The following is a 17417-nucleotide window of genomic DNA, read 5'->3' on the forward strand; positions in this document are numbered from 1 at the left end:
CAAACCCCTGCTTTTGTGGTAATAAGCTCTATATCATACTAACGTCATACAAACGCTACTATGAACAAACCAACCGGTAGACGGACCAGAATTACAATTATGAAAGGGGAGTGGAAGATATGGCTACCAAGAGCAAAGGGCATTCCAATTCGCCCCGCAATCATTCACCAAGACATAATACGTATGCTATGAGCAGAGCGCTAACCATCGTATCATGGGTGATCTGCGCAGTAGGTGTCTTTTTGATTATTTTCAATCTTCAACCGTTCAATGACAACAATATGGGATTGATGGGCGGAATTGGCTGTCTGGTGGCAGCAACGTTTATTTACTTTATTGGTAAATCCTTCGGTTCCATGCAGGCGCGAAGTGATGAAGGCAAGGACGGAATCAAAGAAGACTAATTGTCCTGCTTACAATTAAATAGTAGCTCCTTTGAGAATTTGTTCTTGAAGGGGCTTTTTTACGGAGTAAATATATGTTAATCTTTAAATAATGTGAAAACATTCACTTCCGCTTGCTAATAAATTGACAGATTTGTTAACAAGCTAAAAAAAAACGAAATTTACACGTCCTATGGATACGCAAAAAGCAGACTTAGTGTTAACATAGGAATGTGTGGTTTCAATATTATGAACGTCATAAGCGTTATGTGAGAAAGGGGATCAAGATGAGCAAAAAACCAGGTTCGCGCCTTATGAAATGGGTTGTTCTGATTGTGACCGTTCTGTCACTGGCCCTGACGGTTTGGGCGTTGTTTGCCGGTACAGGCAACTATTTCGTTCTTAACCCGAAAGGACCTATTGCAGAAGGACAGCGGGACTTAATCGTCATTTCTACGATTCTGACGGCAATCGTTATCGTGCCGACGACAATAATTGCTTTTATTATTGTATGGAGGTATCGTGACAAGCCAGGCAGAAAGGCCAAGTACGATCCGGATTTCAGCCACAACAATTTGCTTGAAACCATCTGGTGGGGCATTCCGATCGTTGTTATCTTTATACTGGCTGTCGTAACTGTTCGTTACACGTATGCCCTGGAACCTTCTGTGGCTCTCAAGTCCGAGAAGAAACCAGTCACAATTCAGGTTGTATCACTGGATTGGAAATGGGTGTTCTTTAACCCGGAAGAAAATATTGCCACTGTGAACTCCGTGACAATTCCGGAAGATACACCAATCCGTTTTGAACTGACAGCCGATGCGCCGATGAACTCCTTCTGGGTACCGCAGCTAGCCGGTCAGATTTACACAATGTCCGGTATGGCGATGACCCTGTACATGCAGGCTGATCATCCGGGAACCTATTTTGGTTCAGGAGCGAACTTTAGCGGTGAGCACTTTGCCGATATGAGATTTGATGTGAATGCTGTATCCGATGCCGATTATCGTGCATGGGTAGAGAAAATCAAATCCGAGTCCAAACCAATGACAATGGAAACTTACCAGTCACTGGCGATTCCAGGAACTGCTGAAAAGCAAAGCTTCTCCTCGTTCCCGGATAATTTGTTCCAACAACTCGTAACCAAATACCTGCCTGGCGGTCTGGCTGATACCAGCAACCGTGCGACTCACACGACTCCTCAGACGGAAATCAATGAGAAGGAAAGTGAACAAGGGCAGAGCGATATGGGTACAGACACCAAATCCAACAATGAGCATGACGGACTGGGTACAGACACTCAGGAAGGCTCAAACAACTAGGTTTGATCAGGTTCCGCTTGCAGATAGGCTGCTGATCGTGAAGCAGTGTACCGGTAAGCGGAGCGCATAAAGACAGTGAAAGGAGCTCCCCGATGCTCGAGAATATTAAACAGTTTGCATCAGAATTTTTTGTCACCGGTGACCCGCTGATTTACGGTGCAGACGTATCCATCGCATTGGTAACGATCGCGATCTTTGCGGGACTAACCTATTTCAAGAAATGGAAATGGTTATGGCGTAACTGGTTGACTACCGTCGATCACAAAAAAATCGGTATCATGTACATCCTCGCTGCGATCATCATGATGTTCCGCGGCGGTGTCGATGCTCTTATGATGCGGACACAGCTGGCGATTCCGAATTTCGAGTTTTTGCATCCCGAGCACTATAACCAGGTATTTACTACGCATGGCGTAGTTATGATCCTCTTTATGGCGATGCCATTTATGTTCGGTTTGTTCAACGTCGTTGTACCTCTTCAGATTGGTGCACGTGACGTCGCATTCCCTTATCTGAACTCACTCAGCTTCTGGCTGTTCTTCCTGGGTGCGATGCTGTTTAACCTGTCGTTCGTAATCGGTGGTTCACCGGATGCGGGCTGGCTGAGTTATCCGCCGCTCTCGGAACTTCAATTTAATCCAGGTCCTGGACAGAACTTCTATATCTGGGGTATTCAGATCTCCGGTATTGGTTCCCTGGCAACAGGTATCAACTTCCTGGTAACCATCATCAAAATGCGTGCACCAGGCATGACAATGATGAAAATGCCGATGTTCACATGGTCGGTATTTGCAACTTGTGTAATCATTATTTTTGCATTCCCAATTTTGACTGTTACACTGGCACTGCTGTTCCTTGACCGTTTTGCTGGAGGGCATTTCTTCACGCTCGATGGCGGCGGTAACCCAATGATGTATATCAACTTGATCTGGATGTGGGGTCACCCTGAGGTATACATTGTTATTCTGCCGGCGTTCGGTATTTTCTCCGAAGTCGTCAGCGTATTCTCCCGTAAAAAACTGTTTGGTTACACATCCATGGTATTCGCCATGATGATCATCGCCTTCGTATCCTTCTTCACCTGGGCTCACCATTTCTTCACAATGGGTTCCGGTGCAGACGTCAACGCATTCTTTGCGATTTCGACGATGCTGATTGCGATTCCGACAGGGGTTAAAATCTTTAACTGGCTGTTTACGATGTATCGCGGACGAATTCGCTTCGATCTGCCGATGCTGTGGACCGTTGCCTTTATCCCGGCCTTTATCGTCGGTGGTATGACAGGGGTTCTGCTGGCGGTTGCGCCTGCTGACTTCCAGTATCACAACAGTTACTTCCTGATTGCTCACTTCCACCAGGTTCTGATCGGTGGTGTCGTATTTGGTTACTTCGCTGGTATGTACTACTGGTGGCCAAAAATGTTCGGCTTCAAGCTGAACGAGACGCTGGGCAGATGGTCCTTCTGGTTCTGGAACATCGGTTTCTACGTATGTTTCATGCCGCAATACCTGCTCGGTCTGATGGGTATGACTCGTCGTGTAAGTACGTTTGACTGGGATACAGGCTGGGGACCACTGAACGTGGTATCTACAGTCGGTGCATACCTGATGGGTATCGCATTTATCTTCCAGGCAATCCAGATTGCCTACAGCTTCAAGTATCGCGAAAAAGATACAACAGGCGATATCTGGGATGCTCATACGCTGGAATGGACAATTCCTTCCCCAGCGCCAGAGTATAACTTTGCAATTACACCTGTAGTGGACAGCAGAGATCCGCTGTGGGTTGAGAAGCAGCGTCGTGCTGCCGGCAAGCTTCCGAAGAAAGATGCGAAGCCGAAATACGAACCAATTCACATGCCTAGTAACTCGGGTATACCGATTGTATTTTCTACTTTCTTCTTCATCGCTGGTTTCGGATTTACGTTCCACTGGGTATGGATGGCAGTCCTGGGTCTTGCAGGCGTCCTGGCATGTCTGGTTGCGCGTTCCATGAACGATGATGAAGGCTTCTACATCCCTGCTGAAGAAGTAGAAAAGACTGAGGCTTCATTAAGGGGGACACTTTAATGGCACAAGCCGTATCACAGAATGATCATGGTCATCACGATCATGGACATCATGATCCGCAAGAGCTAAAAATGCTTGGCTTCTGGATCTTCCTGATCACAGACGTTATTCTGTTCGGTACGCTGTTTGCTACGTATGTGGTGCTTCACCACAACACGGCAGGCGGACCGAGCGGTGCTGATATTTTCGAAATGCCTGGCGTTATCGCCGAGACATTCATCCTCTTGACGAGTAGTTTCACAAGTGGTCTGGCTGTTCTGGCAATGAACAAAGGTAAAGTAAAACAATTGATCGGTTGGCTCGTTGTAACATGGATCCTGGGTGCTGCCTTTATCTACCTCGAAGTAGATGAGTTTGCCAAACTGATCCATGAAGGTCATGGCTTCTCCGGAAGTGCATTCCTGAGCTCCTTCTTTACACTGGTAGGAACGCACGGACTTCACGTTTCTATGGGTCTTGGCTGGATGCTGCTGTTGATTATCCAACTGTCCCGTCGTGGTATTAACGATGTAACACGCGGCAAAATCAACGTAATCAGCTTGTACTGGCACTTTTTGGACGCAGTATGGATCTTCCTGCTGTCGGTCGTATATCTGATGGGGGTGATGTAACATGGCGAATCATTCCAACCATTCACACGGACATGACGAAGCTCATGCGCATGGCTCACTGAAGTCTTATATCATCGGCTTCATCCTGTCGATTATACTGACCATTATTCCACTGGTTGTCGTTATGAATCATATGATGGATCCGATTCCTACGATCTTTGTCATTATGATTACAGCGATTCTGCAGTTCGTTGTACAGCTGTTCTTCTTCATGCACGTACGCGAGCGTCAGGGTAACCAACCACGCTGGAACGTTATGGCTCTGATCTTCGGTCTGGCTATCGTACTGGTAGTCGTATCCGGTTCGATCTGGATCATGACTTACAACGGCGTAGGTTACTAATTCGAGTGATTCTGTTTGATAGCTCAAGCAGTTATGGAACAGGTATAGAAATACAATAAAAGCTCTTCTGCAAGTTGGCTTTCCCTTTCGAGAGAAGGGAGGCTGATACCGCAGAAGAGCTTTTTTGTTGTGTCTGGATGGTCTGGAATCCGAAGTGTAATCTATAAGAATACATCATTTTCGAACAAGTTAAGAGCAGTTGACCCAATCTCGGCTTAATAAGCTATAAGCAGGATAAACCTGGTACATTGTGATCGAGCCTGTTCAGGACAGAACGCTGTTCATATAAGCAGGTTGATACTTATCTTGTAAATACTTCTCGATCTCATCACGCAGTTCGGGGCGATTCAGGGCGAATTCCAGTGTCGCTTTGACATAGCCCAGTGGATCGCCAATATCATAGCGGCTACCTTGAATCTCCAGTGCGGCGAGGTGGGGCAGACGGGAGATTGCATCAGTCAGCTGGATTTCGCCACCTTTGCCCGGTGCAGTATTTTCCAAAATATCAAAAATCTCAGGTGGTAGTACATAACGGCCGATAACCGCCAGATCAGAGGGAGCATCTTCTACATTCGGCTTCTCCACAATATCGCTAACCGGGATAATTGAATACGGTGTACTGGATACGGCAGTCGGAGCGACAATACCGTATTTATGGGTATGCTCATACGGTACATGCTGCACGCCGACGATAGCCGTCGAAGGGTACACATTCTGTTTAAGCAGCTGCTGGAGTCCCGGCTCTTCATGTACAATCAGATCATCGCCCAGTAGTACGGCAAAAGGCTCATTACCGACAAACTGGCGTGCACACAGAATCGCATGACCCAGTCCAAGCGGTTTTTTCTGACGGATGTAATGGATATCTGCCATTTCGGAAATACGGTTGACCTGCTCCAGCAGAGCCGTCTTGCCTTTGGAAGCCAGATCCAGCTCTAATTCAATCGAATGGTCAAAGTGGTCTTCAATCGAGCGCTTGCCGCGTCCGGTGACGATTAATATAGATTCAATGCCGCTGGCGACAGCTTCTTCGATAATGTACTGAATAGCCGGTTTGTCGACGATGGGAAGCATCTCTTTGGGTTGTGCTTTGGTAGCAGGCAGCAGTCGTGTACCGAGACCGGCTGCAGGAATAATCGCTTTGCTTACTTTCATAATAAATGCCTCCTTGGTTGTAATCCTCGTAATCCATGTATAAAAAGGGACAGCGTAGAAGATCTGCCGCTGTCCGCGTGGTGCTTAACGAAATACCCACAATTTGCTAAAGCCAAAATTAATAACAAGTCCCAGCACGGTGACGACCATTTTGGCGATCCAGACCGGAATAGTAGCTGAAATCAGACTGATGGCAATCGTCGTAATAGCTGCGACAATACCATTGACGAGCAGGAAGCGCAGCAGTTCGCCCATATTCCATCCTTTACCTCGTTCAAAAGTCCAGCGCCGATTCCAGAAATAGCTGTTAGCTGTACCGGCCGCATAGCTAATCACTTGTGCCGGAGCCACACCGATCAGATGATGAAGCAGCATAAAGACGATAAAATCAATCGCCGTATTGGAGACGCCTACTGCAGCAAAACGCACGGCTTGATTCGTAAACAGCTTAGAAACCAACATAACGTTGTTCCTGGATCATGGGACGTTGTTCGCTGACAGGACGCTGCTGCTCCTGACTAAAGTTCTTGGTCTCCTGTATGAGATACAGTGGCCGCTGCTTGACCTCGTCATAGATACGGCCGATATATTCGCCCAGCACTCCGAGAATAATCAGCATAATGCCATTTAGGAACAGAATGCAGGCGATTACGGATGCCCAGCCAGGCGTAGTAGAGAAGTGCAGCAGCTTCTGCCCGACGACGAACAGCAGATAGATAAAGCTGAATACAGAGATGACACTGCCGAGTATACTGGCCAGTCGCAGCGGTTTCAGAGAAAAGGCCACCAGTGCATCGGAAGCGAATTTAAGCATTTTCTTGAGTGGATACTTGGTTTCGCCGGCGAAACGTTCTTCCCGTACATAGGAGATAGATGTCTGGCGGAATCCCACCCAGCTCACCAGCCCCCGTACAAAGCGGTTCGTTTCCTTGAGACTCTTCATCGCTTCGCATACTTTACGATCGATCAGCCGGAAGTCACCGGTATCAAGCGGAATATCAATATCGCTCAATTTGTTGAGTGTCCGGTAAAAAGCGGCTGCCGACCATTTTTTGAATCCGGTCTCGCCTTTGCGCTCAGCGCGTGTAGCATAGACGACATCGTAGCCTTCTTTCCATTTCCCGATCATTTCCAAAATCAGTTCGGGCGGGTCCTGCAGATCGGCATCAATGACAACAATAGCATCACCTTGTGCATGATCCATCCCTGCCGTAATCGCAATCTGGTGACCAAAGTTACGGGAGAAGTCAATCAGCTTCACTGCAGGATCGCTGCTGCACAGCTGGCTGACCATCGACGATGTCTGATCCCGGCTTCCATCATTAATAAAAATAAGTTCATAACTTTCCTGTGTCTGTCTCATCACATCGGTCAGACGGCGATAGCATTCAAATACGACAGCTTCCTCGTTATACACCGGAACGACAATCGAGTATCGCATATTTATTTCCTCCTTATCAATCCCAAGCTCTATTTATCATGTTGTATAATCCCAAGCGTCTATTCCGTCAGTTGCTCTGTTGATCCCGGCTGCTTTTCTTTTGTCTGTAGTAGTGCTGGATAATGCTATGCCGTAGTAGGGCAAGCATCCATTTTGCAATGACAGGAGAGTGATCAACAAGACCAGTAGTTTATGTAAAAAATATAACAATGCAATATGAACAATAAATGAACGTTCCCTTAAAGACCGCTGAATATTCCTGTAAAGGAACATAAAAAAAGCGACAAACCCTCTGATACTGCAGAGTTTGCCGCTTATGTGGCTAAATATTTTACATGAATTCATCAAGTGTATTTTACCGGAAATACAGGGCGAGTCTGCTCCATGATGACTGACCCAGTCTCTGATATAGCAGGTTGACTGCACGGATCTAATACAAGCAGAGGAACGGACGATTCAGACGTCTGCTTCCCTATCTCTTGGCAAATACACTCTCATGATTGTACCTTGCTCTGGTGCGGTATCCACCTCAATATGTCCGCCATGCAGACTAACGATTTTGTGGACGATCGACAAGCCGAGTCCATTACCGCCGGTAGCCGAGTTACGGGATGTATCCGCTTTGTAGAAGCGTTCAAAAATATGCTGTCGGTGCTCCTCGGTGATACCGCAGCCGGTATCCTGCACCGACACCTGAATCCACTGCTCATCCTGGGTGAGAGTAATGTAGATATTTCCATGATCCGGAGTGAACTTGATCGCATTGGACAGCAGATTCATCCATACCTGACTCAGCAGATCTTCATCACCGGTAAACTGGATTTTGTCCAGATCGGCTGATAAATCAATCTGCTTGGCCATCCACATTGGAACGCAGGATACGACAGACATCCGTATCTGCTCATCCAGCCGGAACTGGCTGGTATTCAGCTTGACGACATCCAGAGAAGCGAGTTTGAGCAGATTGCTGCTTAGCTTGGAGAGACGTTCACTCTCCTGCTCGATAATCTGCAGATGCCGGACTTGCTCCTCGGTAGCACTGTCCCGCAGAGCGCCTGCAAATCCACGAATCGAGGTAAGAGGCGTCTGAATCTCATGTGATACATTCGAGACGAATTCCTGACGCATCGCTTCGATCTTGGATAACTGGCTGGTCATCTGGTTAAAGTTATTGCCCAGTTCTCCAATCTCATCCCTGCGCTTGAGATTCACGCGTACGCTGTAATCCCCTTTGGCGACAAGACGTGTTGCCTCGGACAGCTTGTTGATCGGACGGGCAATCAGCCGGGCAGCGAACAGGAACAGCATCACTCCTGTAACCAGCATGACCGACAGCACCAGAATCATCCAGTTATTGAACTGGTTCACAAAGTGACCGGGAGAAGGACGAACAAAAAGGGCATAATGCTCGCCATTTCGTTCGAACGGTACACCTACATATCGAGGTGTTTTATCTGCAGACGATTTGGTATTCAAAAAGAAATTCAGGCTAGGTACACCAGGAGCCTTGTTATCCTGCGAGTTAGCCGGATGATACGTCTGACCCTTCAGCACCAGCTGCTGCACCTGCTCGGGAATCACCCACTGTCCTGCCGGATCGGTACCCGGAGGTGGATTGCCATTGCCTTTATTGCCCGATGCCGGAGCTGCCGAAGAAGAACGATCAGTAGATGGCTGACTGCCATTTTCGGTAGCTGCTGGTGAAGAAAAACTTTCGGACTTGTCCGACTGTTGCGCAGTAAGGGAAGGCAGAGTACTGCTGTCATCCGTAGATGAAGGAGAAGAAGATAATCCGGGAGGACCGCCCGGTCCATCGCCGGTAGAACGGTACTCCGCACCATTTTCCCCAACGACAACGATCTGCAGTTGACCGCCCTGACTGTCCAGATACTTCTGGATCATCGATTCTGGCAGGGAAGACTGAATATCTGCCATGGCCCGTGCATCCGTTAGAATCCGGTCTTCCACAAAGTTCACCTGCTGGCGCTGGAATACCCAGTCAGATAGCAGCAGCGTTACCACAAAGCTAGCGACGATAACGAGGATAAAAGTCAGCACCAGCTGGCTATAGATATTTTTCAATCCGTTTTCACCTCGATCCGGTAGCCAATCCCCCGAATCGTCTGGATCACAAATCCATTCTCCTCGGAGAACCGGTCGCGCAGCCGCTTGATATGCACATCAACGGTACGCTCATCTCCGTCATAGTCATGGCCCCAGATCTTCTCGATCAATTGATCTCTGGTAAAAATCTGTCCAGGGAATCCGGCGAGTGTATAGATCAGTTCGAATTCCTTGGCAGGCATGGACTGCAGGGTTCCGCTCACATCGGCTTCCTTGGTAGAAGCATCGAGTCTGACATTGCCAATCGTCAGCGATTCACCGGCGAAAATACGGTAACGCCGCAGCAGTGCTTTGACCCGCATAACCAGCTCTTCCGGTACAAATGGCTTGGCAAGATAATCATCGGTGCCGAGCCGGAAGCCTTTGATTTTATCTTCGGCTTCTCCCTTGGCGGTTACGAGCAGGATCGGTACATCTCCGTAATAACGGCGGATATCCATGCACAGTTCCCAGCCATCCATATGCGGCATCATTACATCCAGAATGATCAGGTCCCATTTGCCATCACTCAGCATATCAAAAGCTTCCCGGCCATCCCGTGCCCGGTGCACACTATATCCCTCACGGGTCAAATACATATGAATCAATTCCAGTATGGATGCATCATCATCAGCGATCAGAATACGTACCATGGTTAACGCTCCTTTGGTTGTAGTGGAGTAGAGCAGATTGTGAATAACAGATTATCTGTAAGAACAGGATTCTCTAACTGTATCGGTTACAGCCGATAGTTTATCTATCGTATCACAGCAATATGTAGAATATATGAACAACCACCGAAATAAAATAAGATTAAAATGAACAAACCTCTTTTCAAAATGAACAATATGAACTAAAATGAACTTATATAAACGTAAACAGTCATCAGCTACCTATAATAAACCAAACAATTGAGAGGATGAATATTATGGAAAACCGTTATGTCTCCCACCCGAATGATGTAAAAACATTTGATACTGCTCGTCTGCGCGAGGAATTTCTGATTGAAAGCCTTTTTGCACCGGATGAACTTGTAACCGTTTACAGCCATGTAGACCGTTATATCGTCGGTTCGGCTGTGCCTGCTTCCCGTGAGATCAAGCTGGAAGTCAATCTTAAGGATATCGGAACCGACTTTTTCCTGGAACGTCGCGAGATCGGTATTATCAATATCGGTGCAGCCGGAACGGTAACTGCCGATGGAGAAAAGTACGAAATCGGCGCTTTTGAATGTCTGTATGTATCGCTCGGAACGAAGGAAGTGAGCTTTGCGAGCGGTGGCAGCGAACCTGCCAAATTCTATTTTGTATCGACACCGGCGCATAAAGCCTATCCGACAACCAAAGCAACCAAAGAAGACGCAACACCAAGCCATCTGGGCGATATCAAAACTTCCAATGAACGTACGATCTACAAATACATCCACCAGGGCGGTATCCAGAGCTGTCAGCTGGTCATGGGGATTACCGAGCTGGCACCGGGCAATATGTGGAATACGATGCCTTCTCATACCCATAATCGTCGCTCGGAAGTATATCTGTACTTTAATCTTCCGGAAGATGCGGTCGTATTCCACTTTATGGGCGAGCCGCAGGAGACCAAGCATCTGGTTATGCGTGACGGACAGGTTGCCATTTCTCCGAGCTGGTCGATTCACAGTGGAGTAGGTACCAGCAATTATACGTTCTGCTGGGCGATGGCTGGCGAGAACCAAACTTTCGATGATATGGACGCAGTAGCCATGAAGGATTTAAAATAAACCCAAAACCATTCCAGTGCACAGAAATGAACATATTGTATTCGTGATGGGCTCTGAACATGCATCCAGCAGATGGTGCTGCACAGAATCATAACGAATACAGTCGATACTGGAAGGGACGGGGGTCAGGATGAGCGCACTCAAACGGCATGAACGTATTATGGAAATATTGATCGCCAGCCAGGAGATTACGGTAGGCGAACTTAGCGATACATTGAATGTAACCGGCAAGACAATCCGTGAGGATCTGGCCAAACTGGAAGAAATGGGACTGCTGGTTCGTGTACATGGAGGCGCTGTACTGGCTCAGAACGACCAGTACGGTATCCTGTCCGGACAGGGCGTGAATACCAAACATATGCCGGAAAAGGCCGAGATCGCCGAACGGGCGCTGCATTATATTCAGCCCAACGATATTATCGCGCTGGATGGTGGCAGTACCACGCTGGAGATTGCCCGCAGGCTGCCAGCGATGCCACTGACCGTCGTGACCAATGATCTGTTTATTCTTAGTGAACTGGCCAAAAAGGAACAGATTCGTCTAGTTGTTCCCGGTGGTGAACGCAACCGCAATATGCTGGTCAGCAGCCAGGCCATTGAATATGTACGTGGACTGAATATTCATAAGGCATTCGTTTCTTCAACTGCGCTGCATCCGGAGTTTGGATTGTCGATCTATACCGGCGATTTGGTTCCTTTCAAAAAAGCATTGGTAGAGACGGCCCAGCATGTATACGGTGTAATCGATCACCAGAAATTCGGGCAATTTGCGCTCTGGACATTTGCAGGCTGTCAGGAGCTGGATCGTATTATTACAGACAGCGGACTGTCAGCAGAGCAGGCGGAGCAGTTCCGTCAGGCAGGTATCCCGCTGGATCAGGCAGATTCGTCATCATAATTCCATCACTCAATAGGTAACATAAGCGATTCCATTACAGGAGGATGAACAGGGATGAAAGCATTTGATTTGAGTGGCAAGGTAGCACTGGTAACCGGAGCAAGCGGCGGACTCGGACAAGGAATGGCACTGGGTCTCGCAGAAGCAGGAGCGGATATCGTCTGTGTCTCCTACTCCAATAGCGATGACACGGTCAACAAGGTTCGCGAACTGGGCAGAGAAGCACATTCGATTGAAGCGGATCTGAGCCAGCATGATCGGCTGGAAGATGTAGTGAAGCAGGCACTGGAATTTAAAGGACGTATCGATATTCTGATCAACAATGCAGGTATCATCCGCCGTACACCAGCTGTCGATCATGCATGGAAAGACTTTGCCGATGTAATTGATATCAACCTGGAGACAGTATTCTATCTGTCCCAGCTCGTAGGTCGTCATATGATTGAGCGCGGTAGCGGCAAAATTATCAGTGTGGCTTCAATGCTGTCCTATCAGGGTGGAATCAATGTGCCAGGATATACAGCGAGCAAGCACGGTGTAGCCGGGATTACCAAGGCACTTGCGAATGAATGGGCATCCAAAGGCATCCAGATCAATGCGATTGCTCCCGGCTATATGATGACGGATAATACCGCTCCGATCGTAGCGGATCAGGCACGCTTCGATGCGATTACCGAACGTATTCCGGCAGGTCGCTGGGGCAAAGCGGAAGATATGAAAGGGCCGGTTGTGTTCCTTGCCTCCGAAGCTTCGGATTATCTGAATGGACATATTATATGTGTAGATGGCGGATGGATGGCACGTTAACAGAGACTGCATTTCAGAATCGGAGGTGTCATCTTGAGACAGGCAGTATTATCTCATTTATACGGCAAGCAACCCGTCGCTGATCTGGCCGCCCGAGTGGCTCAGGGCGGATTCACCGGTGTACAGCTTGCGCTGGCCAAGGCGATCTCGGACGTAGATACATCAACTGGCAAGTTAAGCCCGGGACTCGGTCATATGATTGCCGAACAGTTCGACCGGCAGGGCGTACGAATCTCTGTGCTCGGCTGTTATATTGACCCGGTGCATCCCGACCCGGCTGTCCGGCGGCAGGAGATCAACCGGTTCAAGGAGCATCTGCGTTATGCCCGCGACTTTGGCTGCAGTATGGTAGCGACAGAGACAGGCTCTCTCACTACGTATCAGCAGGCTTATCCGGACAGCTATCAGGAAGTCGGCTGGAATACACTGCGGGATACCGTATCCGAACTGGCGGAAGAAGCGGAGAAGTGGGGCGTACATATGGCGATCGAGCCCGTAGCGGTCCATACGCTGCATACCGCCGAGCTGATGGAACGACTGATCGAAGAAGTCCCTTCGCCTACCGTCGGTATGCTGTTTGATCCCTGTAATATGATGAAGACCGAATTTGTAGCCGATCAGCAGGCTTTTCTGCGTGGTGTATTCGAGAAACTGGCGGAGCGGATTATTCTGATCCATGCCAAAGATATTCGATTTACCGAGGATGGTATCAAGCAGGAATGCCTGGCAGGTACCGGTATTCTGGATTATTCGTACTTTTTTGAATTGCTGCAGCAGTATAAGCCGCATATCGATATTTCGCTGGAGGGTGTAGCAAAAGAACAGCTACCGGAAGCTTCCCTGTATATGCGCCGCGTCTGGCAGGAGACGCTGGACAAGCGTCAGGCATTGGTTACAGGATAAAAGAGAATAGTTATAGGTATAACGGATAAGCGAATAGTAGAGAAAGAAATAGCGATATGCTTGCTGCTAGTTGCAGGCATAGTCATATAGCTTTTCAGCTTCCTGTAAGGAACGTCTGTCCCATTCAGGAAAAGCCTGCTGCTGTAAACGCTGGATAGACGATTGAATAATCTATGTCCGTTTATGGTCGAGCTCCAAGGGTAATGATGAGCATACTATTCCCCTGGGAGGAGACGACTATGACGCAATCGCCACAGGATCATCGTAAAGTTGCCCTGGTCACCGGAGCAGCGATCGGAATCGGAAGAGGAATTGCCAAAGTGCTGGCACAGAAAGGATATCGTCTTGCTTTGACCTATCATTCGGATGATGAGGATATGGAGACGGTGGCTCAGGAACTGGCTCATATTTACGGAGCAGATCCCTTTACCATTCAAAGCGATCTGACCCGGCAGGATGAGGTAGAATCAACGGTTCGTCAGGCGGTAGAGCATTTTGGTCGACTGGATCTGCTCGTTAATAATTCCGGTGGAGGCACGATGAAGCCACTGATCGAGCTTGACAGGGAAGAGATGAATCAGATGATCGATCTGGATTATCGTGCACCGATTCTGGCTACACGCTATGCGGCACAGGCGATGATTGAGCGCAATATTCAGGGGAATATCATCTATATCACCTCTTCCCGGGGAGAGAGGGCTTATCCCGGCGACAGCATCTATGGCGGTATGAAAGCCGCGCTGATCCGTTCCTGCGCTTCGATTGCTCTGGAGTTGGCTCCGCATGGCATACGTGTCAATTGTATTGCTCCAGGTGCCACAGTGAACCGGCTGGAGCAGGACCCGCTCAAGGAGCCGCTGGGCAAAAAGATTCCACTCGGACGTATGGGTACGCCTGCGGATATCGGAGAGGCTATTGCCTGGATAGCGTCGGATGAAGCTTCCTACATTACAGGTATCAATCTGCGTGTAGATGGTGGACTGATTTTGCCGGGAATGCCGGAAGATGTGTCGGAGGAAGCCGGTTATGGCTGGGGTAAAGTCTACGATTGATGAAGAACAGCTACTCACTGTCATTGTATCCGTATAAATGTATAGAAATCAGATAAAGGGTGAATTCCGCGGGAGACCGGAGAATTCACCCTTTTGGCGTTTCATCAAAACTTCATTTGACTACAGAGACGAGTGGAATCATAATAAAATATATCTTCAAAACAAATAAATTGTATACAATTTAATCAACAGCATGTATAATGAAGATAACTTCCAGATTATATAATAAACATAGTAATAATATAGCAGGATAATACTTTTATTTATGAAGCAAAAGGGTGTCTGTCTTATCACTTCCAGTGTCGTCATTGCAGGCAGCAGGTGATGCAGCAGCACCGAAATTATAATATATATGGAGGAATTCACATGTACAAATCTATTATTATCGGTACTGGTCCTGCGGGACTGACAGCTGCGATCTACCTGGCTCGTGCCAACATGAGCCCACTCATTATCGAAGGACCACAGCCTGGTGGACAGCTGACGACCACAACCGAAATCGAGAATTTCCCCGGTTTCCCGGAAGGTATTATGGGTCCTGAACTGATGGATAATATGCGCAAACAAGCTGAGCGCTTTGGCGCCGAATTCTTTACCGGCTGGGTGAACAGCGTGGACATGTCCGAACGTCCGTTCAAACTGCAGGTAGAAGGCAAAGGCGAGATCATTACCGAGACGCTGATCATTTCTACTGGCGCAACAGCCAAATATCTGGGCATCCCGAACGAGCAGGACAATATCGGACGCGGGGTCAGCACCTGTGCGACCTGTGACGGTTTCTTCTTCCGGAATAAAGAAATCATCGTTGTCGGCGGCGGAGACTCTGCGCTGGAAGAAGCCAGCTTCCTGACCCGTTTTGCTTCCAAAGTAACGCTGGTTCACCGCCGTGACGAGCTGCGTGCTTCCAAAATTATGCAGGACCGCGCACGTGCCAACGAGAAAATCGAGTGGGCGCTGAACAATACACCGGTTGAAGTGGTAGCAGGCGATATGGGCGTGACCGGTCTGAAAGTGCTCAATAATACGACAGGTCAGGAAGAAGTCATCCCGGCTCACGGCGTATTCGTAGCGATCGGTCACCATCCGAACACCGGCTTCCTCGGTGGACAGATCACTACAGACGAGAACGGTTATATCGTGACCACACCGGGCACTGCCGAGACCAATATCCCTGGCGTATTCGCTTGTGGCGATGTGCAGGATACCAAGTATCGCCAAGCCATCACTGCTGCAGGCAGCGGATGTATGGCAGCGATGGATGCGGAGAAATATATCGAAGCACTGGAGCATGCCGCAGTAACCCTGTAATGCGATGAACTGACCGGATAATTGATGAATTGAATATAACTCAAAAAGCTGCCTGATTTACTCAGGCAGCTTTTTTGGCTTTTCAAATTCAAGAGAATAATAAAATTCGTCCAATATAGCTGGTTACGTTTGTTTATTCTTTTCCAGTGACTACATACTGCCACGCCTCTATGCGACCTTTTTCGAATTTGAGAAATAAATCAGCGTGTGGATGATACAGATCAGGTTGGAACGGGCTATCCAGCGGCTCCGGCTGCAGGGTAGAGAGATCCCATGCCTGCATATCCACCTCGCGTCCCCAGGCAAACAGTTTGCCTGTAGAGGAGACAGCCAGCTGCGCTTGCGGATGAACAAATAGACCCGGTAAAGTTACAGAAGTCAGAAAGGTCGGTGCGTTGGTAATTACCGCATGACGATCATGCTGCTGAACGTCATAGATTACAATAGCAGACTGTACGCCTTCCTGTTGCCAATCTTCCTTTTCCAGCAAGTCTTCATCCAACTGCCCCCAGATGGCCAGCCGCTGCGCATCCAGCCATATCATGGGAAGATCCCAGTCGAGCAGCGGGTACCAGATCGATTCAAGCGAATCGCCATCTTCGGATTCCCATACATTGTCCATCCATTTGGAACTATTCCACACTCTGGCAATACCAAAAGACCCCCATACCCAGCCCGTCTCAGCGAGATGCTCTCCATCTGGTGAGACATGCAGTTCCCCGTGAAAATAGTCCAGATAGTGTTCGTTGGCCTTGGCTGACTGGGCTTCTGATTGAGAAACCGGGATATCCCGGTCGCTGAGCGGCTGGAGTTCCGGCAAAAGAGATACAAGTTCCAGCCGATTCCAATCTGTCCCATACACCAGCAGAAGCTGTTCCTTTTTCATAATAAAAGCCAGAGGGTACACAGACTTGTCGTAGTGATACTCTCCGCGCTCCAGTGACAGCAGCGTATTGCCCGAGGCTAGTTCAATCACAACCGCATATTTACCAAACCGGTTGGAGACAGCAGCGACACGTCCACATGGGCTAACGATCAATTGAACCGGATAAGCCGGCTGGAATGCCGGTAATTCAACCTGGCTAATCAGCCGGGTCTGTCCGGTAAATAGCTCAATCTGCCACAGCTCTGCCTGCTCATTGAATGCCAGCAGCAGCGGCTGTTCTCCGGTAGCAACAGGAATAGCGCACCAGGCAATCATGGTGCCCAGGTCCGGATGCAGCGGAGGCAGAGATACCGATATCTTTTGCATATCTATTCTCC

General features: G+C 48.5%; 17 protein-coding genes. 11 read left to right on the plus strand and 6 right to left on the minus strand.

Going from position 1 to position 17417, the window contains the following annotated elements; translation table 11 throughout:
- Window positions 1-119: 119 nt before the first annotated feature.
- The 5 genes from H065_RS26175 to cyoD all read left to right on the plus strand — a co-directional run bounded on the left by H065_RS26175 (window position 120) and on the right by cyoD (window position 4728).
- Window positions 120-404, plus strand: a complete 285-nt coding sequence (locus H065_RS26175) for a hypothetical protein (protein WP_017814264.1) — start codon at window positions 120-122, stop codon at window positions 402-404.
- Between the two features lie 266 nt (window positions 405-670).
- Window positions 671-1705, plus strand: coding sequence for a cytochrome aa3 quinol oxidase subunit II (gene qoxA, locus H065_RS0116920; protein ID WP_017814265.1), 1035 nt, complete (start codon window positions 671-673; stop codon window positions 1703-1705).
- A 92-nt stretch (window positions 1706-1797) separates the two neighbouring features.
- Window positions 1798-3774 carry a cbb3-type cytochrome c oxidase subunit I gene (locus H065_RS0116925; protein ID WP_017814266.1) on the plus strand — a complete coding sequence of 659 codons (1977 nt, stop codon included), beginning with the start codon at window positions 1798-1800 and terminating at the stop codon, window positions 3772-3774.
- Window positions 3774-4385, plus strand: a complete 612-nt coding sequence (gene cyoC, locus H065_RS0116930; RefSeq protein WP_017814267.1) for a cytochrome o ubiquinol oxidase subunit III — start codon at window positions 3774-3776, stop codon at window positions 4383-4385. Before H065_RS0116925 ends, cyoC begins: the two co-directional genes overlap by 1 nt.
- Window position 4386: 1 nt before the next feature.
- On the plus strand, window positions 4387-4728 hold the full coding sequence (cyoD, locus tag H065_RS0116935; protein WP_017814268.1) for a cytochrome o ubiquinol oxidase subunit IV: 342 nt from the start codon (window positions 4387-4389) through the stop codon (window positions 4726-4728).
- Between the two features lie 264 nt (window positions 4729-4992).
- Here cyoD and galU read toward each other — a convergent pair whose 3' ends face one another.
- The 5 genes from galU to H065_RS0116960 form a co-directional block, all read right to left on the minus strand.
- A complete protein-coding gene (galU, locus tag H065_RS0116940; RefSeq protein WP_017814269.1) occupies window positions 4993-5883 on the minus strand; it encodes a UTP--glucose-1-phosphate uridylyltransferase GalU in 891 nt (296 codons plus the stop codon).
- Window positions 5884-5967: 84 nt separating this feature from the next.
- Window positions 5968-6345 carry a GtrA family protein gene (locus H065_RS0116945; RefSeq protein ID WP_017814270.1) on the minus strand — a complete coding sequence of 126 codons (378 nt, stop codon included), beginning with the start codon at window positions 6343-6345 and terminating at the stop codon, window positions 5968-5970.
- Window positions 6332-7324 carry a glycosyltransferase family 2 protein gene (locus H065_RS0116950; protein ID WP_017814271.1) on the minus strand — a complete coding sequence of 331 codons (993 nt, stop codon included), beginning with the start codon at window positions 7322-7324 and terminating at the stop codon, window positions 6332-6334. The genes H065_RS0116945 and H065_RS0116950 overlap by 14 nt, the downstream gene beginning before the upstream one ends.
- 456 nt (window positions 7325-7780) lie before the next feature.
- On the minus strand, window positions 7781-9406 hold the full coding sequence (locus tag H065_RS27100) for a sensor histidine kinase (protein WP_017814272.1): 1626 nt from the start codon (window positions 9404-9406) through the stop codon (window positions 7781-7783).
- Window positions 9403-10080, minus strand: a complete 678-nt coding sequence (locus H065_RS0116960) for a response regulator transcription factor (protein WP_017814273.1) — start codon at window positions 10078-10080, stop codon at window positions 9403-9405. The genes H065_RS27100 and H065_RS0116960 overlap by 4 nt, the downstream gene beginning before the upstream one ends.
- Before the next feature lie 275 nt (window positions 10081-10355).
- On the opposite strand from H065_RS0116960, the gene kduI reads away from it, so the two are divergent.
- The 6 genes from kduI to trxB all read left to right on the plus strand — a co-directional run bounded on the left by kduI (window position 10356) and on the right by trxB (window position 16154).
- Window positions 10356-11186, plus strand: a complete 831-nt coding sequence (gene kduI / locus H065_RS0116965) for a 5-dehydro-4-deoxy-D-glucuronate isomerase (protein WP_017814274.1) — start codon at window positions 10356-10358, stop codon at window positions 11184-11186.
- 130 nt (window positions 11187-11316) lie between these two features.
- The gene (locus tag H065_RS0116970; protein ID WP_017814275.1) at window positions 11317-12084 is read left to right on the plus strand and encodes a DeoR/GlpR family DNA-binding transcription regulator; all 768 of its coding nucleotides are present in this window, start codon (window positions 11317-11319) and stop codon (window positions 12082-12084) included.
- Between the two features lie 54 nt (window positions 12085-12138).
- Entirely contained in the window at window positions 12139-12891 is a 753-nt protein-coding gene (kduD, locus tag H065_RS0116975; RefSeq protein WP_017814276.1) for a 2-dehydro-3-deoxy-D-gluconate 5-dehydrogenase KduD, read from the plus strand.
- Window positions 12892-12924: 33 nt separating this feature from the next.
- Window positions 12925-13794: a sugar phosphate isomerase/epimerase family protein gene (locus H065_RS26185; protein ID WP_017814277.1), complete on the plus strand. Its 870-nt coding sequence runs from the start codon at window positions 12925-12927 to the stop codon at window positions 13792-13794.
- A 239-nt stretch (window positions 13795-14033) separates the two neighbouring features.
- Complete coding sequence (locus H065_RS0116985; protein ID WP_017814278.1) at window positions 14034-14846, plus strand: SDR family NAD(P)-dependent oxidoreductase; 813 nt, start codon at window positions 14034-14036, stop codon at window positions 14844-14846.
- A 366-nt stretch (window positions 14847-15212) separates the two neighbouring features.
- Complete coding sequence (gene trxB / locus H065_RS0116990) at window positions 15213-16154, plus strand: thioredoxin-disulfide reductase (RefSeq protein WP_017814279.1); 942 nt, start codon at window positions 15213-15215, stop codon at window positions 16152-16154.
- 133 nt (window positions 16155-16287) lie between these two features.
- On the opposite strand, the gene H065_RS26190 is transcribed toward trxB, so the two are convergent.
- Entirely contained in the window at window positions 16288-17406 is a 1119-nt protein-coding gene (locus H065_RS26190) for a hypothetical protein (protein ID WP_017814280.1), read from the minus strand.
- Window positions 17407-17417: the final 11 nt, after the last annotated feature.

This window comes from Paenibacillus shenyangensis (assembly GCF_000346635.1).
Taxonomy (GTDB): Bacteria; Bacillota; Bacilli; order Paenibacillales; family Paenibacillaceae; genus Saccharibacillus; species Saccharibacillus dauci.